The organism is Aeromonas sp. S16(2024), assembly GCF_041403065.1.
In the GTDB taxonomy this organism is placed as follows: domain Bacteria; phylum Pseudomonadota; class Gammaproteobacteria; order Enterobacterales; family Aeromonadaceae; genus Aeromonas.
Genome location: NZ_JBGLQX010000011.1, coordinates 1 through 26,254, shown reverse-complemented (window position 1 = coordinate 26,254; position 26,254 = coordinate 1). Strand labels below are relative to the sequence as shown.

The 26,254-nt window shown below is 61.0% G+C and carries 22 protein-coding genes and 1 pseudogene; 19 read left to right on the top strand and 4 right to left on the bottom strand.

Annotated elements, in window-relative coordinates; translation table 11 throughout:
- Positions 1–81: 81 nt before the first annotated feature.
- Positions 82–870 carry a type I methionyl aminopeptidase gene (map, locus tag ACB030_RS10085; RefSeq protein WP_106886071.1) on the bottom strand — a complete coding sequence of 263 codons (789 nt, stop codon included), beginning with the start codon at positions 868–870 and terminating at the stop codon, positions 82–84.
- 358 nt (positions 871–1,228) lie between these two features.
- Between map and rpsB the strand changes: the two genes are divergently transcribed.
- The 17 genes from rpsB (at position 1,229) to accA (ending at position 20,433) form a co-directional block, all read left to right on the top strand.
- The gene (gene rpsB / locus ACB030_RS10080) at positions 1,229–1,957 is read left to right on the top strand and encodes a 30S ribosomal protein S2 (RefSeq protein ID WP_025327917.1); all 729 of its coding nucleotides are present in this window, start codon (positions 1,229–1,231) and stop codon (positions 1,955–1,957) included.
- Positions 1,958–2,061: 104 nt separating this feature from the next.
- Complete coding sequence (gene tsf, locus ACB030_RS10075; protein ID WP_205641228.1) at positions 2,062–2,943, top strand: translation elongation factor Ts; 882 nt, start codon at positions 2,062–2,064, stop codon at positions 2,941–2,943.
- A 71-nt stretch (positions 2,944–3,014) separates the two neighbouring features.
- Positions 3,015–3,749, top strand: a complete 735-nt coding sequence (pyrH, locus tag ACB030_RS10070) for a UMP kinase (protein WP_025327915.1) — start codon at positions 3,015–3,017, stop codon at positions 3,747–3,749.
- A 96-nt stretch (positions 3,750–3,845) separates the two neighbouring features.
- A complete protein-coding gene (gene frr / locus ACB030_RS10065) occupies positions 3,846–4,403 on the top strand; it encodes a ribosome recycling factor (protein WP_106886072.1) in 558 nt (185 codons plus the stop codon).
- Positions 4,404–4,475: 72 nt separating this feature from the next.
- Positions 4,476–5,252 carry a polyprenyl diphosphate synthase gene (uppS, locus tag ACB030_RS10060; protein WP_205641229.1) on the top strand — a complete coding sequence of 259 codons (777 nt, stop codon included), beginning with the start codon at positions 4,476–4,478 and terminating at the stop codon, positions 5,250–5,252.
- Positions 5,253–5,279: 27 nt separating this feature from the next.
- Positions 5,280–6,137: a phosphatidate cytidylyltransferase gene (locus ACB030_RS10055; RefSeq protein ID WP_041206258.1), complete on the top strand. Its 858-nt coding sequence runs from the start codon at positions 5,280–5,282 to the stop codon at positions 6,135–6,137.
- Positions 6,137–7,333 carry a 1-deoxy-D-xylulose-5-phosphate reductoisomerase gene (gene ispC, locus ACB030_RS10050; RefSeq protein WP_371159475.1) on the top strand — a complete coding sequence of 399 codons (1,197 nt, stop codon included), beginning with the start codon at positions 6,137–6,139 and terminating at the stop codon, positions 7,331–7,333. Before ACB030_RS10055 ends, ispC begins: the two co-directional genes overlap by 1 nt.
- Positions 7,334–7,409: 76 nt before the next feature.
- The gene (gene rseP, locus ACB030_RS10045) at positions 7,410–8,762 is read left to right on the top strand and encodes a sigma E protease regulator RseP (protein WP_371159473.1); all 1,353 of its coding nucleotides are present in this window, start codon (positions 7,410–7,412) and stop codon (positions 8,760–8,762) included.
- A 34-nt stretch (positions 8,763–8,796) separates the two neighbouring features.
- Positions 8,797–11,220 (top strand): outer membrane protein assembly factor BamA, encoded by a 2,424-nt coding sequence (bamA, locus tag ACB030_RS10040; protein ID WP_371159471.1) that lies wholly within the window; start codon positions 8,797–8,799, stop codon positions 11,218–11,220.
- Between the two features lie 147 nt (positions 11,221–11,367).
- Positions 11,368–11,880 (top strand): OmpH family outer membrane protein, encoded by a 513-nt coding sequence (locus ACB030_RS10035; RefSeq protein ID WP_205641234.1) that lies wholly within the window; start codon positions 11,368–11,370, stop codon positions 11,878–11,880.
- A 3-nt stretch (positions 11,881–11,883) separates the two neighbouring features.
- Positions 11,884–12,903: a UDP-3-O-(3-hydroxymyristoyl)glucosamine N-acyltransferase gene (gene lpxD / locus ACB030_RS10030; RefSeq protein ID WP_106887881.1), complete on the top strand. Its 1,020-nt coding sequence runs from the start codon at positions 11,884–11,886 to the stop codon at positions 12,901–12,903.
- Between the two features lie 24 nt (positions 12,904–12,927).
- Entirely contained in the window at positions 12,928–13,389 is a 462-nt protein-coding gene (fabZ, locus tag ACB030_RS10025) for a 3-hydroxyacyl-ACP dehydratase FabZ (protein ID WP_010673414.1), read from the top strand.
- Between the two features lie 2 nt (positions 13,390–13,391).
- Positions 13,392–14,183 carry an acyl-ACP--UDP-N-acetylglucosamine O-acyltransferase gene (gene lpxA, locus ACB030_RS10020; RefSeq protein WP_371159467.1) on the top strand — a complete coding sequence of 264 codons (792 nt, stop codon included), beginning with the start codon at positions 13,392–13,394 and terminating at the stop codon, positions 14,181–14,183.
- Positions 14,176–15,315, top strand: a complete 1,140-nt coding sequence (lpxB, locus tag ACB030_RS10015; protein ID WP_371159465.1) for a lipid-A-disaccharide synthase — start codon at positions 14,176–14,178, stop codon at positions 15,313–15,315. Before lpxA ends, lpxB begins: the two co-directional genes overlap by 8 nt.
- 80 nt (positions 15,316–15,395) lie before the next feature.
- The gene (gene rnhB / locus ACB030_RS10010) at positions 15,396–15,986 is read left to right on the top strand and encodes a ribonuclease HII (protein ID WP_371159463.1); all 591 of its coding nucleotides are present in this window, start codon (positions 15,396–15,398) and stop codon (positions 15,984–15,986) included.
- On the top strand, positions 15,987–19,466 hold the full coding sequence (gene dnaE / locus ACB030_RS10005) for a DNA polymerase III subunit alpha (RefSeq protein WP_371159461.1): 3,480 nt from the start codon (positions 15,987–15,989) through the stop codon (positions 19,464–19,466).
- Between the two features lie 16 nt (positions 19,467–19,482).
- Positions 19,483–20,433, top strand: coding sequence for an acetyl-CoA carboxylase carboxyl transferase subunit alpha (gene accA / locus ACB030_RS10000; RefSeq protein ID WP_025327902.1), 951 nt, complete (start codon positions 19,483–19,485; stop codon positions 20,431–20,433).
- A 76-nt stretch (positions 20,434–20,509) separates the two neighbouring features.
- Here the strand turns inward: accA and ACB030_RS09995 are convergent, their stop codons facing one another.
- Both ACB030_RS09995 and ACB030_RS09990 read right to left on the bottom strand, forming a co-directional pair.
- Positions 20,510–21,916 (bottom strand): MATE family efflux transporter, encoded by a 1,407-nt coding sequence (locus ACB030_RS09995; RefSeq protein ID WP_371159459.1) that lies wholly within the window; start codon positions 21,914–21,916, stop codon positions 20,510–20,512.
- A gap of 105 nt (positions 21,917–22,021) precedes the next feature.
- Positions 22,022–22,924, bottom strand: coding sequence for a LysR family transcriptional regulator (locus ACB030_RS09990; RefSeq protein ID WP_371159457.1), 903 nt, complete (start codon positions 22,922–22,924; stop codon positions 22,022–22,024).
- Between the two features lie 497 nt (positions 22,925–23,421).
- Between ACB030_RS09990 and ACB030_RS09985 the strand changes: the two genes are divergently transcribed.
- Both ACB030_RS09985 and yjeH read left to right on the top strand, forming a co-directional pair.
- A complete protein-coding gene (locus tag ACB030_RS09985) occupies positions 23,422–24,714 on the top strand; it encodes an HAAAP family serine/threonine permease (RefSeq protein ID WP_371159455.1) in 1,293 nt (430 codons plus the stop codon).
- 134 nt (positions 24,715–24,848) lie between these two features.
- Positions 24,849–26,129, top strand: coding sequence for an L-methionine/branched-chain amino acid transporter (gene yjeH / locus ACB030_RS09980; protein WP_371159453.1), 1,281 nt, complete (start codon positions 24,849–24,851; stop codon positions 26,127–26,129).
- A gap of 16 nt (positions 26,130–26,145) precedes the next feature.
- On the opposite strand, the pseudogene ACB030_RS09975 reads toward yjeH, so the two are convergent.
- Positions 26,146–26,254: pseudogene (locus ACB030_RS09975) on the bottom strand (IS1595 family transposase); the annotation flags it as partial.

Below are 26,254 nucleotides of genomic sequence, written 5' to 3'. Positions count from 1 at the left end.
TCTCACACACAAGTAGCAGGCAAACGGCTGGAACGGGCAGTAAAAACCCCGGCGCTTTGAGGTCAGGGCCGGGGTTCGATGTTAGCTGTGTTTGATGACGCGGTCGATAGTGTCGTCGGGGCGCAGGGTGAGCACCTCGCAGCCATCCTCGGTGACCAGCAGGGTGTGTTCCCACTGGGCGGAGTCGCCGCCGTCCTTGGTGGTGACAGTCCAGCCATCCTTGGGATTGATGCGGCAGTGGTACTTCTTGCTGTTGACCATGGGCTCTATGGTGAAGCACATGCCCGGTTTGAGCTCCAGCTTGCCGCCATTGCGGTAGTGCAGGATCTGCGGCTCTTCGTGGAACTCGCTGCCGATGCCGTGGCCGCAGTAGTCACGTACCACGGAGAAGCCGGCCTGCTCGACGATGGGCTGGATCACGGCGCCGATCTCGGTGATGCACATGCCGGGACGCACCTGCTTGATGGCGGCGTAGAGGCTCTCTTGCGCCACCTTGCACAGCTGGCGGCGCAGGGGGGTGGTCTGGCCCACGATGAACATGGCGGAGGTGTCGCCGTGGTAGCCATCCTTGATGACGGTGATGTCCAGGTTGATGATGTCCCCTTCCCGCAGCTTCTTGTGATTGGGGATGCCGTGGCAGATCACATCATTGACCGAGGTGCAGATGGACTTGGGGAAGCCGTGATAGTTGAGCGGCGCGGGAATGGCCTGCTGTACCTCGACGATATGGTTGTGGCACAGGGTGTTCAGCTCGTCAGTGGTGACGCCAGCCTTGACATGGGGGGCGATCATGACCAGCACATCGGCGGCCAGCTGGCCGGCAATGCGCATCTTTTCAATCTCTTCCGGTGTCTTGATTTTAATGGACATGGGATCTCTCTTGGGGCCTGACTGCGCATCCTGCCGATGCCCAACAATCAGGTAATGAAAAATAGATGCGTTTGCAATCAGGGCAAAATTTTATCCCCAACCCCCGTTTACTTCCAGTGTGATCGTCATCGCAACGTCATCCAGCGGTCGCAGCCCTCGCCGGGATCCATTTTTAGCGGCCCAGCTGGTGGTGTCCTGACCAAAGTTATGGTATAAAGCGCGCCGGAATGGGGAACTTGTGCCCCCTTCCATCACCCTTACTCAATAACACACACACATCGACACCTGTACCGGGGTGCCCCTTTGGGGTCGGTTACATGGGATGTGTGGAGGCCTAACCCCAATACAGAGGTATAAAATGGCTAAAGTTTCTATGCGCGACATGCTGCAAGCCGGCGTTCACTTCGGTCACCAGACTCGTTACTGGAACCCGAAAATGAAGTCCTACATCTTCGGCGCCCGCAGCAAGGTTCACATCATCAACTTGGAAAAAACCGTTCCGATGTTTGACGATGCCATGAACTTCATCAGCTCCGTAGCTGCCAAGAAGGGCAAGGTCCTGTTTGTAGGTACCAAGCGTGCCGCGTCTGAAGCCGTAAAAGAAGCCGCTGAGCGTTGCGACCAGTTCTATGTTAACCACCGCTGGCTGGGCGGCATGCTGACCAACTGGAAAACCGTTCGTCAGTCCATCAAGCGCCTGAAAGATCTGGAAACCCAGAGCCAAGACGGTACCTTCGACAAGCTGACCAAGAAAGAGGCGCTGATGCGTACTCGCGAAATGGACAAGCTGGAGAAGAGCCTGGGTGGTATCAAGAACATGGGCGGCCTGCCTGACGTTCTGTTCGTTGTCGATGCCGACCACGAGCACATCGCTATCAAAGAAGCCAATAACCTGGGTATCCCGGTAGTTTCCATCGTTGATACCAACTCCAACCCGGACGGCGTTGACTATGTCATCCCGGGTAACGACGATGCTATCCGTGCCGTACAGCTGTACCTGAATGCTGCTGCTGACACCGTACTGGAAGCTCGCGCTCAGGACATCGTTGTTCAAGCCGAACAAGATGGCTTCGTTGAAGCTGAGTAATTGATAAGGACTGTAAAGCCCTTATTAACCAAGCTGATGTAATTGGTTAGCAGGGGCCCTTGTGGCCCCTGTTTCTTGTCAATTCAAGACCGAGGATACTGGACATGGCTAACGTTACTGCCGCCCTGGTAAAAGAACTGCGCGAGCGCACCGCCGCTGGCATGATGGATTGCAAAAAAGCGCTGGAAGAAGCCGCTGGTGACATCGAGCTGGCCATCGAGAACATGCGCAAATCCGGTCAGGCCAAGGCCGCCAAGAAAGCGGGCCGTATCGCCGCTGAAGGCGTGATCTTCGCCCGTACCGAAGGCAACATTGCTGCCATGATCGAGCTGAACAGCGAAACCGACTTCGTCGCCAAAGACGCCAGCTTCATGGCCATGGGCCAGAAGATCGCCGACATCGCCGCGACCCAGAAAATTGCTGACATCGACGCCCTGAAGGCCGCCGATTTCGGTAACGGTGAGTCCGTCGAGCTGACCATCACCAACCTGATCGCCAAGATCGGTGAGAACATGAACCTGCGTCGCGTGATGCTGGTTGAAGGTGACAACCTGGGTACCTACGTACACGGTTCCCGCATCGGTGTTATCACCAAGCTGACCGGTGGTACTGCCGACCTGGCCAAAGATCTGGCCATGCACGTCGCTGCCAACAGCCCGCAGTTCGTCAAGCCTGAAGACGTGTCTGCTGAAGTCGTTGCCAAAGAGCGCGAAATTCAGATCGACATCGCCATCAACTCCGGCAAGCCGAAAGAGATCGCCGAGAAGATGGTTGAAGGCCGCATGAAGAAGTTCACCGGTGAGGTTTCCCTGACTGGTCAACCCTTCGTGAAAGATCCTTCCATGACCGTTGCCGAGCTGCTGAAGAAAGAAGGCGCTGACGTTGTCTCCTTCACCCGTTTCGAAGTGGGCGAAGGCATCGAGAAGCAAGAGACCGATTTCGCGGCTGAAGTAGCAGCCCAGATCGCGGCCGCTCAGAAGGCTTAATCGAACCGGTTTTTCCGTTTCCCCAGACCGCGACTTATGTCGCGGTCTTTATATGACCAGGAATCAGTGACATGAGTACCAATCCCAAGCCTGCATACAGACGTGTTCTTCTGAAGTTGAGTGGTGAAGCCCTGCAAGGATCCGAGGGTTTTGGCATTGATCCGGCGGTGCTGGAGCGGATGGCCCAAGAGATCAAAGAGCTGGTTGAGCTGGGTGTTCAGGTCGGTCTGGTCATCGGCGGCGGCAACCTGTTCCGTGGCGCCGGTCTTGCCAAGGCGGGCATGAACCGCGTGGTGGGTGACCACATGGGCATGCTGGCGACCGTCATGAACGGCCTGGCCATGCGTGATGCCCTGCATCGTGCTTATGTGAATGCCCGTCTGATGTCTGCCATCTCCCTGCAGGGTGTCTGCGATTCCTACAGCTGGGCCGAGGCCATCAGCCAGCTGCGCGCCGGCAAGGTAGTGATCTTCTCCGCCGGTACCGGTAACCCCTTCTTCACCACCGACTCTGCAGCCTGCCTGCGCGGCATCGAGATCGAAGCCGACGTGGTGCTCAAGGCCACCAAGGTCGATGGTGTGTTCACCGATGATCCGGTCAAGAACCCGGATGCAGTGCTCTATCAAGAACTGAGTTATGATGAAGTTCTTGAAAAAGAACTCAAAGTGATGGATCTTGCTGCTTTTACCCTGGCCCGCGACCACGATCTGCCGATCCGGGTGTTCAACATGAACAAACCGGGCGCCTTGCGTCGGGTTATCATGGGTGAGCCGGAAGGTACCCTGATCCACCACGTCAGCAAGTAAGACAAGCCTGAGCCGCCTGGCGCGCTTGTCCATTACGCCAGTAAACAAGATAGATACGGGCCGCATGCCGGCTCGTTCGCCAAAAGGAAAACCACTGTGATCAACGAGATTAAAAACGACGCCAAGGACCGCATGGCCAAGAGCGTAGAATCGCTCAAGACCCAGATGTCCAAGATCCGTACCGGCCGTGCTCACCCGAGCCTGCTCGACGGTATCCAGGTGGAGTATTACGGTGCCGCCACTCCTCTGAAACAGTTGGCTAACGTAGTGGCAGAAGATGCCCGCACCCTGTCCATCTCCATCTTCGATCGCTCCATGATCCAGGCGGTGGAAAAAGCCATCCTGACCTCCGATCTGGGCCTGAACCCGTCCAGCAATGGCCAGACTCTGCGCGTCCCCTTGCCTGCGCTGACCGAAGAGCGTCGCCGCGATCTGACCAAGATAGTCCGTGCCGAAGCCGAAGGTGCCCGGGTTGCCGTGCGCAACATTCGTCGCGATGCCAACGCCGATCTGAAGGCGCTGCTGAAGGACAAGGAGATCTCCGAGGACGACGACCGTCGCGCCCAGGAAGAGATCCAGAAACTGACCGACGCCTTCGTCAAGCTGGTGGATGACGCCCTGGCCGCGAAGGAAAAGGAGCTAATGGAAATCTAAGCCTCCGACAGGTATATTACGAGCGCCGTGTAGTGCCCCTGCACGGCGCTTTTGTCTTTGTGGGAGAAATGAATGTCGCTTTTGGCAGCGCTAGGCGATAGCGCCAGCTCGTCCTTACCTCGTCACGTCGCCATCATCATGGATGGCAATGGTCGCTGGGCTCAGAACCGTGGCAAGATGCGGGTCTCTGGCCACAAGGCGGGCGTGAAATCCGTGCGTGAGGCCGTGGCCTTTGCCGCCCGTGCCAAGATGGAGGCGCTGACCCTGTTCGCGTTCTCCAGTGAGAACTGGCGCCGCCCGGAAGGGGAGGTTAATGCCCTGATGGAGCTGTTCATGACGGTGCTTGGCCGTGAGGTGAACAAGCTGCACAGCAATGGCATCCGGCTCAAGGTGATAGGCGATACCGCCCGTTTCAGTGAACGGCTGCAGGCCAAGATCGCCAAGGCAGAGGCCCTGACCGCCGGCAACCAGGGACTGACCCTCAACATCGCCGCCAACTATGGCGGTCAGTGGGACATCGCCCAGGCGGCCCGCAAGCTGGCTCGCGCCGTGGCTGCGGGCGAGCTGGATGCCGAGGCGATCGATGAAGAGGCGCTGGGACGTCAGGTCTGCATGGCCGATTTGCCTCCGGTGGATCTGCTGATCCGCACCGGCGGGGATCATCGCATCAGCAATTTTGTGTTATGGCAGCTTGCTTATGCCGAGCTCTATTTTACCCCGGTCTTGTGGCCCGACTTTGACGAGGCCGAGTTCAGCGGGGCAGTTGCCTCCTTCGTTGCTCGCGAGCGTCGCTTCGGGTGTACGGGTGAACAGATACGGGAATTGATCGCCGCGCAACAGACCGGCTAAACCCCGCTCCCAAGAGAGAGGTTTCTTTTGCTAAAACAACGAATTATTACCGCATTACTGTTAGTACCCCTGGTGTTGGGGGCACTGTTTTTCCTGCCATTGAAATTCTTTGCCCTGCTCGCTGCCCTGGTCTTTCTGCTGGCCAGCCGTGAGTGGAGCGCCTTCGTCTCTGCCCAGCCGCAACAATGGTTGCCGCTGGTGTTCTGCCTGTTGCTCGGTGCCAGCCTGTTCTGGGTGCCGGTAGAGCAACTCTGGATCCCCCAGCTGCATCCGCTGGTGATGGGCGTGCTCTGGACTGCCATCAGCTGGTGGCTGCTCGGGCTGCTGCTGGTGCTGCGCTACCCCCGCAGCGCCAGGCTGTGGAAAGAGTCCGTCTGGCTCAAGTCCCTGTTCGGTCTGGTGACCCTGGTGCCCTTCTTCTGGTCCCTGGTGGCCATCCGTGGGTACAACTTCTATCACGACCCCATGATGGGGGCCTGGATCCTGCTGTTCGTCATGGGCCTGGTCTGGGCGGCAGATTCTGGCGCGTATTTTTTCGGCAAGGCGTTCGGCAAGCACAAGCTGGCGCCGGCCGTCAGCCCGGGTAAAACCATAGAGGGCATGCTGGGTGGGCTCTTTACCGCCAGCGTGCTGGCCATAGGCGTGACCTGGTTCATGGGCTTCGTGCCGGCCAAGATGGGGGTGGTGCTGCTCTGCTCCCTGCTGGCGGTGCTGGCGTCCGTGCTCGGCGATTTGACCGAAAGCATGTTCAAGCGGGAGGCCGGCATCAAGGATTCCGGTACCCTGCTGCCGGGCCACGGCGGCATCCTCGATCGCATCGACAGCCTGACGGCGGCGCTGCCCGTCTTCCTGCTCAGCTATCTGCTACTCGGTCAGGAGTTCTGATGCGCAATCTGGTTATTCTGGGGGCCTCAGGCTCCATCGGTCAGAGCACCCTCAAGGTGCTGCGGCAGAATCCGGGACGCTGGCAGGTGCTGGCGCTGACTGCGGCTCGCAGCGTGGACGCCATGGTGCGGGACTGTCTCGAATTCTCCCCCCGTTTCGCCGTCATGGTGGATGAGAACGCCGCCAGCGATCTGGCCGGTCGGCTCAAGACCCACGGCTGCGCCACCCGGGTGCTCTGTGGTCAGGCTGCCCTGTGCGAAGTGGCCGCTCACCCCGATGCCCACAGCGTCATGGCGGCCATCGTCGGTGCAGCGGGTCTGGCACCCACCATGGCCGCCGTGCGTGCCGGCAAGCGGATCCTGCTGGCCAACAAGGAGGCCCTGGTGATGTCCGGCGCCTTCTTCATGGAGGCGGTGCGCCACCATGGCGCCGAGCTGCTGCCCATCGACAGCGAACACAATGCGATTTTCCAGTGTCTGCCCGAGGCGATCCAGCGCGAGCCTGGCTTCTGCGATCTGGCAGGGGCGGGCATCAGCAAGATACTGCTGACCGGCTCAGGCGGCCCCTTCCGCTATACCGACATCGACGAGCTGGCCAGGGTCACGCCGGCCCAGGCGGTGGCGCACCCCAACTGGTCCATGGGGGCCAAGATCTCGGTGGACTCCGCCACCATGATCAACAAGGGGCTGGAGTACATAGAGGCGCGCTGGCTGTTCAACGCCCTCCCGGAGCAGATCCAGGTGGTGATCCACCCCCAGTCGGTGATCCACTCCATGGTGCAGTACAAGGACGGTTCAGTGCTGGCCCAGCTCGGCAACCCGGACATGTGTACCCCCATCGCCCACGCCCTGGCTTACCCGGCCAGGATTGAGTCCGGCGTGGAACCTTTGGATTTCTTCAGTGTCGGAGAGTTCAGCTTTATCCGCCCCGACTACGCCCGTTATCCCTGCCTGGCACTGGCCATGGCGGCCTGCCAGCAAGGGCAGGCGGCGACTACTTCTCTCAATGCCGCCAATGAGGAGGCCGTCGCGGCTTTTCTTGCAGAGCGCATTGGATTTATGGATATTGCCAGAGTCAACGAATCCATCATGACGAGACTGGGCACCAGTGCCGCAGGTTCGCTGGAGGATCTGATTGCGCTGGATGGCAGGGCCCGTGCCCATGCCCAGCAACTGATAGAGGAGCTTGCCGTATGAACGGACTGTGGTGGACTGGTGCCGCTCTCTACGCCCTCGAGCGCAGAACTGGACATGACTCCGAGGTGATCGGCTGATGGGCACCTTGTTATGGAATATTGGCGCCTTCATCGTGGCCCTGGGGCTGCTGGTGGCGGTGCATGAATTTGGCCACTTCTGGGTTGCCCGCCGCTGTGGCGTCAAGGTCGAGCGTTTCTCCATCGGTTTTGGCAAGGCTATCTGGCGCCGCATCGGCAAGGATGGCACCGAATATGTGCTGGCCCTGATCCCACTGGGTGGCTATGTCAAGATGCTGGACGGCCGGGTCGATGAACTCAAGCCGGGGGAGGAGGCACAGGCCTTCAACCACAAGAGCGTCTGGGCGCGGATGGCCATAGTCGCGGCCGGCCCCATGGCGAACTTCGTGTTCGCCCTGTTCGCTTTCTGGCTGATGTTCATGATAGGGGTGCCGAGCGTCAAGCCGGTGGTCGGTGAGGTGCGCCCTGCGTCCATCGTGGCCCAGGCCGGCATAGAGCCTGGCATGGAGATCGTCGGCGTCGGCGACGAGGCCACCGGGGACTGGGAGAGCGTGACCTATGCCCTCATCAGCCACCTGGGTGACAAGTCGGTACAGCTCAAGCTGAAGGCGCCAGGGGCCAGCTACGCCGTCGACAAGACGCTGATGCTGGACAGCTGGAGTTTCGATCCGGACAAAGAGTCCCCCATCGGCAGCCTGGGGATAGTCCCTCTCGGCGGCAAGGTGCTGCCGGTGGTACAGGCCATAGTGCCCTCGAGCGCCAGCGAGAAGGCGGGTCTGCAGGTGGGCGATCGCATCAAGGGCGTGGGTGAGCAGGCGATCACCGAATGGACCGAGTTTGTCGAGCGAGTGCAGCAATCGCCGGAGCAGCCACTGCAGGTGACGGTGGAGCGCGAGGGCAGCGATCTGACCCTGACCCTGACCCCGGATGTGAAAAAAGTACGGGGCCAGCTGGTCGGTTTCGTCGGCCTGTCGCCGCAACTGGTTCCATTACCGGATGAGTATCGAGTTCTGTTACAGTATGGGCCTTTGCAAGCCCTGTGGCATGGGGTCCAGAAGACCTGGAGCCTGATCACGCTGACCTTTGACATGATCGGCAAGCTGATCGGTGGCATCGTCTCCCTGGACAACCTGAGCGGCCCCATCTCCATCGCCAAGGGGGCTGGCAGCAGCGCAGATTACGGGTTGGTCTATTTCCTCGGGTTCCTGGCGCTCATCAGCGTCAACCTGGGGATCATCAATCTGTTCCCCCTGCCGGTGCTGGATGGGGGCCATTTGGTCTACTTCCTCATCGAGGCAGTCACCGGCAAGCCGGTACCAGAAAAAATTCAGGAAATTGGGTTCAGGATAGGCGCCGCCATTCTGATGTTACTGATGGGCATTGCGCTGTTTAATGATTTCGCTCGCCTCTGAGGCTAGAGCATCAACAAGGACACATAAGAACAAAATGGCTGTTAAAAAAGCATTGGTGTTGAGTTGCCTGCTGGGAGCCAGCTTCCTGGCTCAGGCGGCCCCTGCCTCTTTTGTGGTGCAAGACATTCAGGTCGAGGGTCTGCAGCGGGTGACCCTGGGCGCCGCCCTGTTGAATCTGCCGGTCCGGGTCGGTGACTCCGTGGACTCGGTGGCCCTGGCCAACGCCATCAAGAAGCTCTATGCCTCCGGCAACTTCGAGGACGTCAAGGTCTATCGTGACGGCCAGGTGCTGCAAGTCGTGGTGAAGGAACGCCCGACCATCTCCAGCATCGAGTTTTCCGGCAACAAGGACATCAAGGAGGAGCAGCTGACCCAGAGCCTGGAGTCCTCCGGTATCCGCGTCGGTGATCCCCTGGATCGTACCGTGCTGAGTTCCCTCGAGAAGGGACTGGAAGATTTCTACTACGGCGTGGGCAAGTACTCCGCCAAGGTCAAGGCCATCGTCACCCCGCTGCCCCGCAACCGGGTCGACCTCAAGTTCACCTTCGTGGAAGGGGAAGCGGCCAAGATCCAGCAGATCAACATCGTCGGCAACCAGGTGTTCCCGGAAGAGAAACTGCTGGCCCAGCTCTCCTTGAAGGACGATGTGCCCTGGTGGAACTTCACCGGCGATCAGCGCTATCAGAAGCAGAAGCTGGCCGGTGACATCGAAGTGCTGCGCTCCTACTACATGGACCGCGGCTACATACGTTTCGCTCAGGAGTCCACCCAGGTCTCCATGACCCCGGACAAGAAGGGCGTCTACGTCACCCTGAACATCAAGGAAGGGGATCAGTACAAGGTCTCCGGCGTGCAGCTCAAGGGGGACATGATCGACCGTGGCGGCGAGATGAAGGGGCTGATCCCCATAGAGGCAGGCAGCGTCTACTCCGCCAGCCAGGTGACCCACACCGAAGAGGTGCTCTCCAAGTTCCTCGGCCGCTATGGCTACGCCTATCCCAAAGTGGTCACCTTCCCCCAGGTCAATGACCAGACCAAGGAAGTGGAGCTCATCGTCAACATAGAGCCGGGCCCCCGTGTCTATGTGCGCAACATCAACTTCAGCGGCAACGTCACCACCAAGGACGAAGTGCTGCGTCGCGAGATGCGTCAGATGGAAGGCACCTGGCTCTCCTCCGACAACGTCGAGCAGTCCAAGACCCGTCTCAACCGCCTCGGCTTCTTCGAGACCGCGGAAGTGGACACCAAGCGGGTGGCGGGCAGCGACGATCAGGTCGATCTGGACTTCAAGGTCAAGGAGCAGCCGGCAGGTTCCATCAACGCCGGCATCGGCTACGGTACCGAGTCGGGTCTGAGTCTGCAGGCGGGCCTGCAGCAAGACAACTTCATGGGCACCGGCAAGAAGATCGGCATCAACGCCAGCACCAACGACTACTCGAAGAACATCGATCTCAGCTACAACGATCCCTACTTCACCGTCGATGGCGTCAGCCTGGGCGGCCGCCTCTACTACAACAAGTTCAGCGCGGCCGATGCCAACATCGTCGACTACGAAAACACCACCATAGGCTTCCGCCTCTCCAGCGGCTTCCCGGTCAACGAGAATAACCGCCTCGACTTCAGCCTGGGCTACGAGAACAACAAGCTCTCCCAGCCCAACCCCTATGTGCAGGTGGATGAGTTCTGGAAGGTGTACCAGGCCAACCTGGACGGCGACAACCGCATGGTGTTCAACACAGTGGACGTCACCGCCGGCTGGACCCGCTCTACCCTCAACAAGGGCCAGTTCCCGACCGCCGGTGACCGTCAGCGGGTGAACGCCAAGGTGACGGTGCCGGGCATGGATCTGCAGTACTTCAAGCTCAACGCCGAAGACTCCCACTACTTCCCGTTCGATGCCGACCACCAGTGGGTCATGCTGGCCAAGGCCCGTGCCTCCTACGGTAACGGCTACGGCAGCAACGGCGATTACGACCACGTGCTGCCCTTCTTCGAGAACTACTACGCCGGTGGCTTCGACACCCTGCGCGGCTTCAAGAGCAACACAGTGGGTCCGAAGGCGCTCTACTACTACAACCTGGGCGGTAACGACGTGATCCAGGGCACCGACAGCTCGGTGGGGGGCAATGCCCTGGCGGTGGCCTCCCTCGAGATGATAGTGCCGACGCCGTTTGCGTCAGAGACCTATCAGCCCCAGCTGCGGACCAGCTTCTTCGTCGATGCCGGTACCGTGTGGGATACCACCTTCGAATATGGCCAGTACCAGAACCGTTGCTTCAGTGGTTGCAACTATCTGATGGACTACTCCGACCCCACCAATATCCGGATGTCGGCGGGTCTGTCGCTGCAGTGGCTCTCTCCCATGGGGCCCCTGGTGTTCGTGCTGGCGAAACCGGTCAAGAAATACGAAGGGGACGATACCGAAGTCTTCTCCTTCAACATCGGCCGTACCTTCTAATCGGGTCGGACGACCCCGCTGCGGCGGGGGAGAAGTATGATGGGTCGCGCGGTTTGCGTGCCTCACCAGGTAACAAGACGGTCTTGTGGATCGCTTGCACAATCAGGTAAATCAGGTAGCCCTCGACCGAGGGACCAAGGAGTAAGTGTGAATAAAGCGTTGAAAGTAGCTGGTTTGAGTTTTGCACTGATGGCTGCCGGTATGGGCTCCGCCTGGGCTGAGACCAAGATCGCCGTGGTCGACATGGGCGAAGTCTTCCAAAAGCTGCCCCAGCGTGAAGCCGTGGCCAAGAAGCTGAAGGGTGAGTTCGAGCCGCGCATGCGCGAGCTGCAGAAACTGGAATCCGACGGTCAGGCTCTGGTCGAGAAGTTCAAGAAGGACGAAGCCTTCATGAGCGCCGAACAGAAGAAGCAGAACCAGGAGAAGCTGGCCAAGCTGCAGATGGAGTTCAACCAGAAGCGTCAGGCGTTTGAGCAGGACAACGGCCGTCGTCAGGCTGAAGAGCGCAACAAGATCCTGACCAAGGTGCAGGCTGCCATCGACGCCATCGCCAAGAGCAATGGCTATGATCTGGTGCTGGAGCGCAATGCTGCGCCCTATGCCGCCAGCAAGCTGGACATCTCCGGCCAGGTTATCTCTCAGGTAAGCAAGAGCAACTAATTGATGGCATTCACTCTCGCACAGCTGGCCCAGCAACTGGGGGCCGAGGTCCATGGGGATGGGACCCGGGAAATCCGCAAGGTAGCGACACTGGAAAAAGCCGGGGAGGGGGAGATTGCCTTCCTGTCCAACAAGAAGTACCGGCATTTCCTGGAGCAGAGCAAGGCGACTGCCGTGCTCATCACTGAGGCGGACCTGCCGTTTTGCCCCACCAATGCCCTGGTGCTCAAAGACCCCTATGTGGGGTTTGCCCGGGTAGCCCAACTGCTGGACACCACACCGCAGCCGGCCACGGATATCCATCCGAGTGCCGTCATCGCGGCGGATGTGCAACTGGGCGAGAGAGTGGCCATCGGCGCCAATGCGGTCATCGAATCCGGCGTGGTGCTGGGGGATGATGTCCGCATCGGCCCGGGCTGTTTCGTTGGCAAGAATACCCGACTGGGAGCACGCTCCCGGTTGTGGGCCAACGTCACCCTGTATCATAACGTGACCCTGGGCACGGACTGTCTGGTGCAAGCCGGCACCGTGATCGGGGCCGACGGCTTCGGTTATGCCAACGAGCGTGGCGAGTGGATCAAGATCCCCCAGCTCGGCGGCGTGACCATAGGCAACCGGGTGGAAATCGGTGCCTGCACCACCATAGACCGCGGTGCCCTGGAAGACACCCGCATCGCGGACAACGTCATCATCGACAACCAGTGCCAGATCGCCCACAACGTCGAGATTGGCTACGGCACCGCCGTGGCGGGCTCGACCGTGATGGCCGGTAGTCTCAAGGTCGGCAAATACTGTATCATTGGCGGCGCCTCCGTCTTTAACGGGCACATGGAGATCTGCGACCAGGCCACCGTCACCGGCATGGCCATGGTGATGCGACCCATTACCGAGCCCGGTATCTACTCTTCCGGCATCCCCCTGCAAACCAATAAAGAGTGGCGCAAGACCGCCGCCCGGGTGATGCGTATCGAAGAGATGCACAAGCGGTTGAGCCGACTTGAGAAAAAGCTGGATCAAGAATAATCACGATTGGTATAGGGTACTGTTTTGACTACTGAAAAGAAAAGCCTGGGGATCCAGGAAATCATGGATCTGCTGCCCCACCGTTATCCGTTCCTGATGGTGGACAAGGTGGAAAATTATGAGATCAGCGATGAGCGCAAGACCCTGCGCGCCATCAAGAACGTCTCGTTCAACGAGCCGATCTTCCAGGGGCACTTCCCGGCCAAGCCGGTGTTCCCGGGTGTGCTGATCCTGGAGGCCATGGCCCAGGCGACCGGTATCCTGGCCTTTACCATGGTGGGCAAGCCGTCCCCCAACGAACTCTATTACTTCGCCTCCATCGACAACGCCCGCTTCAAGCGTCCGGTCGGCCCCGGTGATCAGCTGGTGCTGGACGTGGAGTTCCTGAAGGAGCGTCGCGGCATCGCCAAGTTCACCGGCGTTGCCACCGTCGACGGTGAAGTGGTCTGTACCGCCGAACTGATGTGCGCCAAACGCGAGGTGTAACCGTGATTGACCAGACTGCCATCATCCACGATACCGCCATCGTCCATGAGTCTGCCGTGATCGGCAAAGGGGTGGAAATCGGCCCCTTTACCGTCATCGGTGCCGAGGTGGAGATAGGTGACGACACCTGGGTGGGTTCCCATGTGGTGATCAAGGGCCCGACCAAGATAGGCCGTGGCAACAAGATCTTCCAGCACACCTCCATCGGTGAGGATTGCCAGGACAAGAAGTACGCCGGTGAGCGTACCTTCCTCGAGATCGGCGACAACAACGTGTTTCGCGAGAACTGCACAGTGCACCGCGGCACCACCCAGGATCAGAGCCTGACCAAGGTCGGCAGCGGCAACCTCTTCATGGTCAACGTTCACGTGGCCCACGACTGCATGATTGGTGACAACTGCATCTTCGCCAACAACGCGACCCTCGCGGGCCACGTTCACATCGGCGACTTCGTGATCTTCGGCGGTCTGTCTGCCATTCATCAGTTCGGCCGCGTCGGCTCCCACGCCTTCGTCGGAGGCTGCGCCGCCCTGAACAAGGACGTGCCGCCCTACGTGATGGCCGCCGGCAACTACGCCAAGCCGTTCGGGGTCAACTCCGAAGGGCTGCGTCGTCGTGGCTTCACGCCCGAGGCTATCTCGGCCGTCAAGCGTGCCTACAAGGAGATCTTCCGCTCCGGCAAGACCATCGAAGAGGTGTTGCCGGTGCTGAGCGAGATGGCGGCCACCGAGCCGGCCGTCCAGCTCTATGTGGATTTCCTCAAGGGCAACGAGCGCGGGATCATCCGTGCCTAAGCCCATCCGCATCGGCATAGTCGCCGGAGAGACCTCCGGCGACATCCTGGCTGCCGGTCTGGTGCGCGAGCTGATGGTTCGCTATCCGGATGCCCAGTTCGAAGGGATCGCCGGGCCGCGCATGCAGGCCCTGGGCGTCAAGGCCCTGTTCGAGATGGAAGAGCTTTCCGTCATGGGCATCAGCGAGGTGCTGGGACGTCTGCCCCGGATCCTCCAGGTACGCCGCGAGCTGCTGCGTCACTTCATTGCCAATCCGCCCGACATCTTCGTCGGGGTGGATGCACCGGATTTCAATATCGGGGTGGAGCTGAAACTGCGCCGCGCCGGTATCAAGACGGTCCACTACGTCAGCCCCTCGGTCTGGGCCTGGCGTCAGGGCCGCATTCACAAGATCAAGGCCGCCACCGACATGGTGCTCGCCTTCCTGCCGTTCGAGAAAGCCTTCTACGACCGTTTCGATGCCCCCTGTCGTTTCGTCGGCCACACCATGGCGGACGACATCCCCCTGGTGCCGGATCAGCGGGAGATGCGCGAGGCACTCGGCCTCGAGCCTGGCCGCCGCTGGCTGGCAGTGTTGCCGGGCAGCCGCAGCGCCGAGGTCGGCTTCATGTCTCCCGTCTTCCTCGAGGCGTGCAAGCACCTCACCGTGCACTGCCCGGATCTCGGCTTCATAGTGCCGCTAGTGAACGAGACGCGGCGCGAGCAGTTCCTCGCCATCAAGGCCGAAGTGGCGCCGGATCTCGACATGGTGCTGCTGGATGGCCAGGGCCGTGAGGCCATGATCGCCGCCGACGTGGTGATGCTGGCGTCCGGCACGGCCGCGCTGGAAGCCATGCTGGTAAAGCGGCCCATGGTGGTGGGTTACAAGCTCAAGCCGCTGAGCTACTGGCTGGCCCAGTGGCTGGTGAAGACGGAGTACGTCTCCCTGCCGAATCTGCTGGCAGACAGGATGCTGGTGCCCGAGCTCATTCAGCATGAGTGCACTCCGGCCAATCTGGTGGAAGAGGTCAGCAAGTTGCTGGAGCACGACAACAGCGAGCTCATCGCCACCTTCACCAAGTTGCACCAGAAGATCCGTTGCAACGCCGATGTGCAGGCCGCCGAGGCGGTGGCCGAGCTGCTCGACAGCTAGGGTGGCTGACGGCGCGCTTTTGGCGTTATGTTGTGCTGATACTGGCCCTGCGGGGCCGGTTTTGATTCAAGGCCTGTGATATGACGATCGATATTCCACAAGACAAGCTGGTTGCCGGGGTTGACGAGGTGGGCCGTGGTCCCCTGGTGGGGGATGTGGTCACCGCCGCCGTGATCCTGGATCCCGCCAATCCCATTGAAGGCCTCGCCGACTCCAAGAAGCTCTCCGAGAAGAAGCGCCTCGCCCTATTTGACGAGATCAAGGCAAAGGCCCTGGCCTGGTCCATCGGCCGCGCCACCCCCGAAGAGATCGACCAGCTCAACATACTGCACGCCACCATGCTGGCCATGCAGCGGGCCGTGGCGGGCCTCTCCATCACCCCCGAGCTGGTCTTTATCGACGGCAACCGCTGCCCGGCTCTGCCGATGGAGGCCCGTGCCGTGGTCAAGGGGGACAGCCTGGTGGCCGCCATCAGCGCCGCCTCCATCCTCGCCAAGGTGACCCGGGACGCCGAGATGACCGAGCTGGACAGCCGTCATCCCGAGTACGGCTTCGCCCGTCACAAGGGTTATCCCACCGCCGAACACCTCGCCATATTGGCCGAGCGCGGCCCCCTGCCCGAATATCGGCAGAGCTTCAAACCGGTGCGCCGGGCGCTGGGGATCGAATAGATGGCCGATCCTCGCTTCGTCCACCTGCGGGTCCACTCCGACTTCTCCATGGTCGATGGCCTGCAGAAGATTGGCCCCATCGTCGGGGCCGCCGCGGCCAACAACATGCCGGCCCTGGCTCTGACCGACCAGATGAACATGTGCGGCCTGGTGCGCTTCTATGGCTCGGCCCACGGCAAGGGGATCAAGCCCATCGTCGGGGCGGATTTCTGGGTGCAGAGCGATGAGCTCGGCGACGAGCAGTTCCGCCTCACCCTGCTCGCCATGGACAACGACGGCTACCAGAACATCACCCTGCTCATCTCCCGCGGCTACCAGCGCGGTCACGTACAGGGGCGCCCCGTCATCGACAAGGGCTGGCTGGTCGAACATGCCAAGGGGGTGATAGTGCTTTCCGGTGGTCGCGAGGGGGATGTCGGCAAGTTTCTGCTCAAGGGCAACCGCCAGATGGTGGAGCAGAGCCTCGCCTTCTACCGGACTCACTTCCCGGATGCCTACTACCTCGAACTGCTGCGTACCGGCCGCCCCGACGAGGAGGTCTATCTGCACATGGCGGTGGCCATCGCCGCCGAGTTCGAGCTGCCTGTGGTGGCCACCAACGAGGTGGTGTTCCTCGGTGCCGACGACTTCGATGCCCACGAGATCCGGGTCGCCATCCACGACGGCTACACCCTGATGGACAAACGCCGTCCGCGCCGCTACAGCCCGCAGCAGTACCTGCGCAGTCAGGAAGAGATGTGCGAGTTGTTTGCCGACATCCCGGAGGCGCTGGAAAACACCGTGGAGATCGCCAAGCGCTGCAACGTGACGGTGCGTCTGGGGGAGTACTTCCTGCCGAACTTCCCGACCGGCGACATGACCACCGAAGACTTCCTGGTGATGAAGTCCAAGGAGGGTCTGGAAGACCGCCTGGCCTTCCTGTTCCCGGATCCCGAGGTCCGCGCCGCCAAGCGTGGCGAGTATGACGAGCGCCTCGACATAGAGCTCAAGGTGATCAACCAGATGGGCTTCCCGGGTTACTTCCTCATCGTGATGGAGTTTATCCAGTGGTCCAAGGACAACGGCATCCCCGTTGGCCCGGGCCGGGGCTCGGGGGCGGGCTCCTTGGTGGCCTATGCCCTCAAGATCACCGATCTGGATCCCCTCGAGTTTGATCTGCTGTTCGAGCGTTTTTTGAACCCCGAGCGGGTCTCCATGCCCGACTTCGACGTCGATTTTTGCATGGACAGACGGGACGAGGTGATAGAGCACGTCTCCGAGATGTATGGCCGGGAGGCGGTGTCCCAGATCATCACCTTCGGCAGCATGGCCGCCAAGGCGGTGGTGCGGGACGTGGGCCGGGTGCTGGGCCACGCCTACGGGTTCGTGGATCGCATCTCCAAGCTCATTCCGCCGGATCCGGGCATGACGCTCGCCAAGGCGTTCGAGGCCGAGCCCAAGCTGCCGGAGCTCTACGAGCAGGACGAGGAGGTCAAGGATCTCATCGACATGGCGCGCCGGCTGGAAGGTGTGGTGCGCAACGCCGGCAAACACGCCGGTGGCGTGGTAATAGCCCCCACCAAGATCACCGACTTCGCCCCGCTCTATTGCGACGATTCCGGCCATCACCCAGTCACCCAGTTCGACAAGAACGACGTGGAATACGCCGGCCTGGTGAAGTTCGACTTCCTGGGGCTGCGGACTCTGACCATCATCGACTGGGCGCTCGGCATGATCAACCCGCGCCTCGCCAAGGAGGGCAAGCCGCCGGTCGACATCGCCGCCATCCCCATCGACGACAAGAAGTCGTTCGCGCTGTTGCAGCGCTTCGAGACCACGGCGGTGTTCCAGCTCGAATCCCGCGGCATGAAGGATCTGATCAAACGGCTGCAGCCCGACTGCTTCGAAGACATGATCGCCCTGGTGGCCCTGTTCCGTCCGGGCCCGCTGCAGTCCGGCATGGTGGACAACTTCATCGAGCGCAAGCACGGCAAGGAGGCCATCTCCTACCCGGACGAGAAGTGGCAGCACGAGAGCCTCAAACCCATACTGGAGCCCACCTACGGCATCATCCTCTACCAGGAGCAGGTGATGCAGATAGCCCAGGTGCTGGCGGGTTATACCCTGGGTGGCGCGGACATGCTGCGCCGGGCCATGGGCAAGAAGAACCCCGCCGAGATGGCCAAGCAGCGTTCCGGTTTCGAGGAAGGGGCGGTCAAGAACGGCGTCGACGGCGAGCTGGCGATCAAGATCTTCGATCTGGTGGAGAAGTTTGCGGGCTACGGCTTCAACAAGTCCCACTCCGCCGCCTATGCGCTGGTCTCCTACCAGACCCTCTGGCTCAAGACCCACTTCCCGGCCGAGTTCATGGCGGCGGTGATGACCGCCGACATGGACAACACCGACAAGATAGTGACGCTGGTGGACGAGTGTCAGCGCATGGGGCTCACCGTGATACCGCCGGATGTGAACACCGGTCGCTATCGTTTCTCGGTCAACGAAGATGGCCACATCGTCTACGGCATAGGTGCGGTGAAGGGGGTGGGCGAGGGCCCCATCGACGCCATTCTCAGCGCCCGGGATCAGGACGGCCCCTTCCGGGACCTATTCGACTTCTGCAACCGGGTCGACATCAAGAAGCTCAACAAGCGGGTGATGGAAAAACTCATCCTCTCCGGCGCCATGGACCGCCTCGGCCCCCACCGCGCCGCCCTGATGGCGACACTGGAAGAGGCCATGCGCGCCGCCGAGCAGCACGCCAAGGCGCAGGCGGTGGGGCAGGTCGACATGTTCGGGGTGCTCACCGAGGAGATTGACGACGTCAAGAAGGCGTTCGCCAACGTGCCGCACTGGCCCGACAAGGTGTGGCTGGAAGGTGAGCGCGAGACCCTCGGGCTCTACCTCACCGGCCACCCCATCAACCAGTACAGCAGCGAGCTGCGTCGCTACACCTCGGGCCGTCTGTGCGATCTGCATCCCACCTCCCGGGATACGGTGACCACGGCGGCCGGGCTGGTGATCGCGGCCCGCAGCATGGTGACCAAGCGCGGCAACAAGATGGGGATCTTCACCCTGGACGACAGATCCGGCCGTCTGGATGTGACCCTCTTCAGTGAAGCGCTGGAAAAATACGAAGAATTGATGCAAAAAGACCGTATTTTAGTGGTTTCTGGACAGGTCAGCTTTGATGACTTCTCCGGTGGCCTTAAAATGTCGGCCCGCGAATTGCTGGATATCAACGACGCGAGGGAGCGTTTCGCCAGGGCGATCCGCATTTCCCTCGATGAACAACGCATTGACGAGCGCTTTTTCCCGCGTTTGTGCGAGATTTTGGAGCCCGCCCGTGCCGGAGTCTGTCCGGTTCAGGTAAACTATCGTCGGCCCGGCTCCCGGGCGCGATTGACGCTCGGTACCGAGTGGCGGGTGACGCCCACCGATCAACTGATAGATGACTTGCGAGTCCTGCTTGGACGAGAGCGGGTTGAATTGGTTTTTGATTAGAGGATCTATTGTCCCTATGAGTCTTTTTCTGGATTTTGAACAGCCGATCGCCGAATTGCAGGCTCAGATCGATGAACTTCGCCATGTGAGCGAGCACAACAGTGCCGTGGATCTCAGCGAAGATATCCGTCGGCTGGAGAAGAAAAACGAAGAGCTGACCAAGAAGATCTTCGGCGATCTGGGTGCCTGGCAGGTGTCCCAGATGGCGCGTCATCCCCAGCGCCCCTACACCCTCGACTACATCGAGCAGATCTTCACCGACTTCGACGAGCTGGCCGGTGATCGCGCCTACGCCGATGACAAGGCCATCGTCGGCGGCATCGCCCGCCTGGACGGCGAGCCCGTCATGGTGATTGGTCAGCAGAAGGGTCGCGAAACCAAGGAGAAGATCCGTCGCAACTTCGGCATGCCGCGCCCGGAAGGGTACCGCAAGGCCCTGCGCCTGATGCAGATGGCCGAGCGCTTCAAGATGCCGATCATCACCTTCATCGACACCCCGGGCGCCTACCCCGGCGTGGGTGCCGAGGAGCGTGGCCAGTCCGAGGCCATTGCCCGCAACCTGAAAGTCATGGCCGGTCTGACCGTGCCTGTTGTCTGCACCGTGATAGGTGAAGGCGGCTCCGGCGGCGCCCTCGCCATCGGCGTCGGCGATCGCGTCAACATGCTGCAGTACTCCACCTACTCCGTCATCTCGCCGGAAGGTTGCGCCTCCATCCTGTGGAAGAGCGCCGACAAGGCGCCGGTGGCCGCCGATGCCATGGGCATCACGGCCCAGCGTCTGAAGGAGCTCAAACTTATCGACAGCATCGTCGAAGAGCCCCTCGGCGGCGCCCACCGCAACGTGGAGTTGATGGCCCAGCGCCTGAAGGATCGCATCAAGCAAGACCTGGCGGCCTTGCGTCCGCTCGACAGCGACCAGTTGCTGGAGCAGCGCTACCAGCGCCTGCTGGGTTACGGCTACTGCTGATGCCCGGCGATCATCTCTTGTGAAAAGTCCCCGCATTGCGGGGACTTTTTTTATGGACGGCAGAAAACTTGAGATCTCATCTCGTCATCACCTCCTCCCTTACCTGTACCAGGGGGCGACGCGGGTGGCGCGGGGCATCGGTCTGCGCAAGGCGACGCCACTCCCGCCACAGCAGCCAGCAGAGCGGCGGTGTCAGCAGCAGCACGGTGGCGGGCTGGGCCAGCAGCACGCCGTCGCGCCCCCACCAGAGTGGCAGCAGGAAGATGAGCGGCAGCAGCAGGGTCGTCTTGGCGGCCGAGATGACCAGGGCCTGGCGGGTGCGCGCCATGGATTGCAGCAGCACTATGCCGAATACGATGATCCCCTCCAGTGGAATGGCACCGAGGTTGAGGGTCAGGCTGCTGATGGCAGCGGCCAGCAGTTCGGGATCGTTATTGCCGGTGTAGAGCATGGCGACCTGGCTTGGCAGCAGCTGGATGGTGAGCCACACCCCCATGCCGTATATAAAGGTGATCTTAAGCCCCATCTCCATCAGGAATTTGAGGTCGCGGTGGCGCCTGGCCCCCGCCGCCTTGCTGATCAGCGGCTGGATGCCGAAGGCCAGTCCCTGCAGGATCACGATGAACACCGCCTCTGTGTAACCCGCCACCGTGAAGCCCGCCAGATCTTTCACGTTGCCGTACACCATCAGCTGGCTGTTGTGCAGCATCAGTAACAGCCCCAGATTGAACTGGGCGATCAGGCTCGGCAGACCGGTAAAGAGCAGGTTCGGCATGGCGGGGAAGCTGGGTACCAGCTGGTGCCAGCCAAGGCGCAACCTGGCGTGGGAGGTAAAGAAATAGCCAAGGCCAAGCAGGCTGACCACACCTTCCGAGATGAGGGTGGCCTGGGCCGTGCCCACCAGCCCCAGTCCGAGTCGGCCAACCATGATGTAGTTGAGCAGTATGTTGAGCAGGGCGCCGCCGCTCACCAGCACCATGGCGAGGCGGGGGCGACCGTCGTTGCGCAGCAGATAGGGCACCGCCAGGTTGCTGGCCAGCAGCAGGGTGCCACCCCCAATCCAGGTGAGGTAGTCGCTGGCCTGTTGCCAGGTCTCGGAGCCTTGGGCAATGCCCAGGGCCAGCAGGATGTCGACGTGCCAGTGGTGCAGCAGCAGCGGGGCCAGGGCCCCCAGCAGCGCCAGCAGCCAGAACGCATTGACCAGCGCCTGGCGGGCCAGGGCGGGGTTTCTGGCCCCCTGCTGGAGGGAGATGGCGGTCGCCGCCCCCATGGCGATCATGGCGGCGAGGCCGATCAGCACCATGATGACCGGGTAGACCAGGTTGATGCCTGCGAGACCGGCGGCCCCCACATAGTGGCCGACGAAGATGCCATCCACCAGGTAATAGGCGCCGGAGACCAGCATGGCCATGACGGAGGGGAGGGCATAGCCCCAGAAACGGCGGGTCATGGCCCGCTGGCGACGAATGAAATAGGCTGACATAGCTGTGCTTCTTGCCGGGTCGGGATCGAAGCCACAGTGTAGATTCTTAGCTTTCCGTTGATAATCCTGTGTTTATTTGATGCATTGATGAATCTGACTCATCTGTCATGGGCGATGATAGGCCTTCAGCATGTCTATCAGGGCGCGCAGGCCCTGGCCCAACTGGTGGCGGCTGGGGTAGTAGAGATTGAACCCGGCAAAGGTGGGACTCCAGTCGGCCAGCACAGTCACCAGCCGACCCGCCATCAGGGCCTCGCTCACCTCCTCTTCATAGCAGTAGGCCAGCCCCAGGCCCGCCTCGGCCGCCCCCAGGTAGAGGGCCGGGGTGCTGGTGGTCAGCGGCCCGCTCACCTCTATTTCCAGCAGCTCGCCGTCGGCGGCAAAGGCCCAGCGATAGTGGTGATGGGGGGTCAGGCGATAGCCGATGCAGTCGTGCTGGCTGAGCTCGGATGGGTGCATGGGGATGCCGCGTCTTGCCAGGTAGTCGGGGGAGCCCACCACCAGGTAGCGCTGCAGCAGGCCCAGGGGCACGGCTATCATCTCCTTGGGCAGCAGATCGCCGTAGAAGAGGGCGGCGTCATAGCCATCCTCGATGAGACGGGGCATCAGCTCCTGCTCCACCACCTCCACCTGCATGCGGGGATAGCGCACCAGGTAGTCGATAAGCACTGGGGCCAGCACCTCCTGGATGGCGGCCCTGGGCGCACAGATCTTCAACCTGCCGACCGGCTCATCGCCGTGGCGAGTCAACTCTTCCAGCGCCTCTTCCAGCTGACCCAGGGTCGGCAGCAACTGCGTCAGCAGGCGCTCCCCCGCATCGGTCGGCACCACGGCCCGGGTGCTGCGATTGAGCAGCCTGACCCCCAGACGACGCTCCAGCCCCTTGAGGGAATGGCTCAGGGCCGAGGCCGAGACCCCGAGTTCGAGGGCGGCCCTGCTGAAACTGCGGTGGCGGGCGACGGCGGCAAATACCGCCAGTTCGGCGAGATCGGTGCGGGTGATGGTCATGTTCAGCAAGGGGCAGTGGGGGAAAACCAAGGGTACGCCAAGGGGAGACGGGAGACAATCGGCACGCTGTTGCGGGAATTGTAACTGTTTTGTTGTCTGTTTCATGGTGCTGACAATCACCACGAATTTTTAATTTGTTAAAAAAATTTCGCAACGCGGGGCCTGTAATGTGATCTTGCTCGTTTGAAAGGCGACTGAAGTCAAACTTTGGTTGATTAATTCAAAAAAACGCTGTGATTAATAGGGCCTTTTCACTAGAGTCAGCTCATCGGATGAGGTGGCCGTTACCCCATTGTTAACGGGAGCGCGCGACACCCTCAGCATCACGATCTCATGCCTTCGTTTGTTGCGATTTGGTTGTCACATGGAGTGATCGCCTTATGGCCGGGGCCTGAGAATAAAAGAAGGACGAACAGCAGGTGTTCCAGGGAGAGGGAACCGGGCCCATGCCCACCGACTAGTAAGAATCCACTTTCCTTGATGACAGGAACATCCCTATGTCTGACATGAATATTGCAATTGAAGGCAGCTTGAGCAAAGCCTCCTCCCGTGGCATCAACAAGGCCGATGTGGTCTGGATGCTGGGTCTGTACGGTACCGCCATCGGTGCCGGTGTGCTCTTCCTGCCGATCAACGCCGGTGTAGGTGGTCTCTGGCCGCTGGTGGCCATGTTGATCCTGGCCCTGCCGCTGACTTTCTTTGCTCACCGTGGTCTGGCCCGCTTCGTGCTGTCCGGCTCTACCCGTGATGGCGATATCACCGAAGTCGTAGAAGAGCACTTCGGCAAGACCGCAGGCAAATTCATCACCCTGCTCTACTTCTTTGCCATCTACCCGATCGTACTGATGTATTCAGTCGCCATCACCAACACCGTCGAGAGCGTGATTGTTCACCAGCTGGGCATGTCTGCACCTCCCCGTGCCGTCCTGTCACTGGCGCTGATCCTGGGTCTGATGGCCGTAGTTCGCCTCGGCGGCCAGGTTATCGTCAAAGCGATGAGCGTGCTGGTCTTCCCCTTCGTGATCACCCTGATGGGCCTGGCGTTCTACCTGATCCCGCATTGGAATGGTGCCATCATCACCGAAGCTCCGGCTCTGTCCGACGCCTTCAACGGTGACTTCGTCAAGACCCTGTGGCTGGCCATTCCGGTCATGGTGTTCTCCTTCAACCACTCCCCGATCATCTCCTCCTTCGCGGTGGACAACAAGGGTCGTTACGGTGAAGGTGCCGAGAAGAAGTGCAGCAACATACTGCTGGGCGCCCACGTCATGATGGTGATGACAGTGATGTTCTTCGTATTCAGCTGCGTACTGAGCCTCTCCCCGGCTGATCTGGCGGCTGCGAAGGAACAGAACATCTCCATCCTCTCCTACCTGGCCAACCACTTCGACAACCCGGTGATCGCCACCGTGGCTCCGTTGATCGCCATGGTTGCCATCAGCAAATCCTTCCTGGGTCACTACCTGGGTGCGCAAGAGGGCATGAACGGCCTGATGGCCAAGGCGCTGCGCGAGAAGGGCAAGAACGTTGACACCAAGCAACTGAACAAAATCACTGCCGTGTTCATGATCCTGACCACCTGGGCCATCGCCACCATCAACCCGAGCATCCTCGGCATGATCGAAGACCTGGGCGGTCCCATCATCGCCATGCTGCTGTTCCTGATGCCGATGTACGCCATCGCCAAGGTTCCGGCCATGCGCAAATACGCCGGCAACCTCAGCAACGGCTTCGTGACCCTGATTGGCCTGATCGCCATGTCCGGCATCATCTACAAACTGATTGCCTGATAACGCCGGTTCGTTCTTGTGAAAAAGCCGCTTCAGCAATGAAGCGGCTTTTTTGTTTGCGGCGCTGAGTGCTTAACAAAGTGGCGGCAGCGGCCTAACATGGCGGGATGTTTTTCTAGACAGGACAAAAGGATATGTCTGGGTTGAAAAAGGATCTCGGGCTCTGGCAGGGGATGGGGCTGCTCGCCACCTCATTGCTCGGTACCGGGATCTTCGTGGTACCGGCGACCGCGGCCTCGCTGGCGGGAGGGGCGTCGCTGTGGGCCTGGGTGCTGCTCATCGTACTGGTGCTGCCCATCGCCTTCACCTTCGCCCGCCTCGGTCGCCGTTATCCCCATGCGGGCGGGGCGCCGCACCTCATCGGGCTCGCCTTTGGCAATGGCGCCGAGCGCTTCTCCGCCTTCCTGTTTCTGGCGGTGCTGCCGGTGGGGCTGCCTGCCGCCCTCACCATAGCCGCCGGTTTCTGGCATGCCTTGTTCGATCTGGGGGAGTGGACCCTGTGGGCCATCCAGCTGCTGACCCTGCTCGGGGTCTTCCTGCTCGGCTTGAGGGGGGCGCGATCCTCCGGCAACCTGCAACTGCTGATTGCCCTGGCCATATTGGGGCTGACCCTGCTCATCTGGTTCAAGGGGGATCTCAGCTGGCGTGACGGGGCCCAGCCGCTGCCGACGGCCGCCGAATGGCCCGCCATGGGCACGGCGCTGGCGGTGATGTTCTGGTGCTTCGTGGGGCTGGAAGCCTTCGCCCACATGGGGGAGGAGTTCAAGCGACCGGAGCGGGACTATCCCCTGGCCCTGCTCGGCGGCGTCTTGCTGGCGGGGCTCATCTACTGGGTCCACTCCCTGGTGGTGCTCAAATATGGTCTCTATGGGGACGAGGCGACCAATGCCACCGCCATCCCGGCCCTGCTCTCCCTGCTGTTCGGCCCCACCGCCAAGTGGCTGGTGGCGGTGCTTGGCTACCTCTCCTGCTTTGCCAGCATCAACATCTATCTGCAAGGGTTTGCGCGTCTTATCTGGAGCATGGCGCGGGAGGGCAAGCTGCCCGCCTCCCTTTCTCGCCTCTCGGCCCGGGGTGCGCCCCTCAATGCCCTGTGCTGGGTGCTCGCCATCTGCCTGGTCTCCATCACCTTGATCCTCTGGCTCAGGCTGCCGCTCGATGAGCTCATCCGCTACGCCAATGGCAACTTCGTGCTGGTCTATCTGCTCTGCATGGCGGCGGGCTGGCGCCTGCTTGGCGGCATGGGCAAGGGGCTGGCGGGGGTGAGCGTCTTGCTCTGCGCGGCCGTGCTGGTGGCGCTCGCCTCCCAGGTGCTCTACGCCGTGGTGCTGAGCCTGGGCTACGGCTGCTTCTCCCTGTGGCGACGCAGGCGCCGCCGCTTGGCATCAGGCGAGCGTGTCTGCGCCATCAAGTAGCCACCCAAAAGAAAGGCTATGTCCCAATTACGTGTTGCATGGGGCGCCCCAGCGCCTCATGCAAGCAACTTGGGATATTCACTTCCCGCCCGTAGCGCTCCAACATCCTTCGCCAACCCAGATAA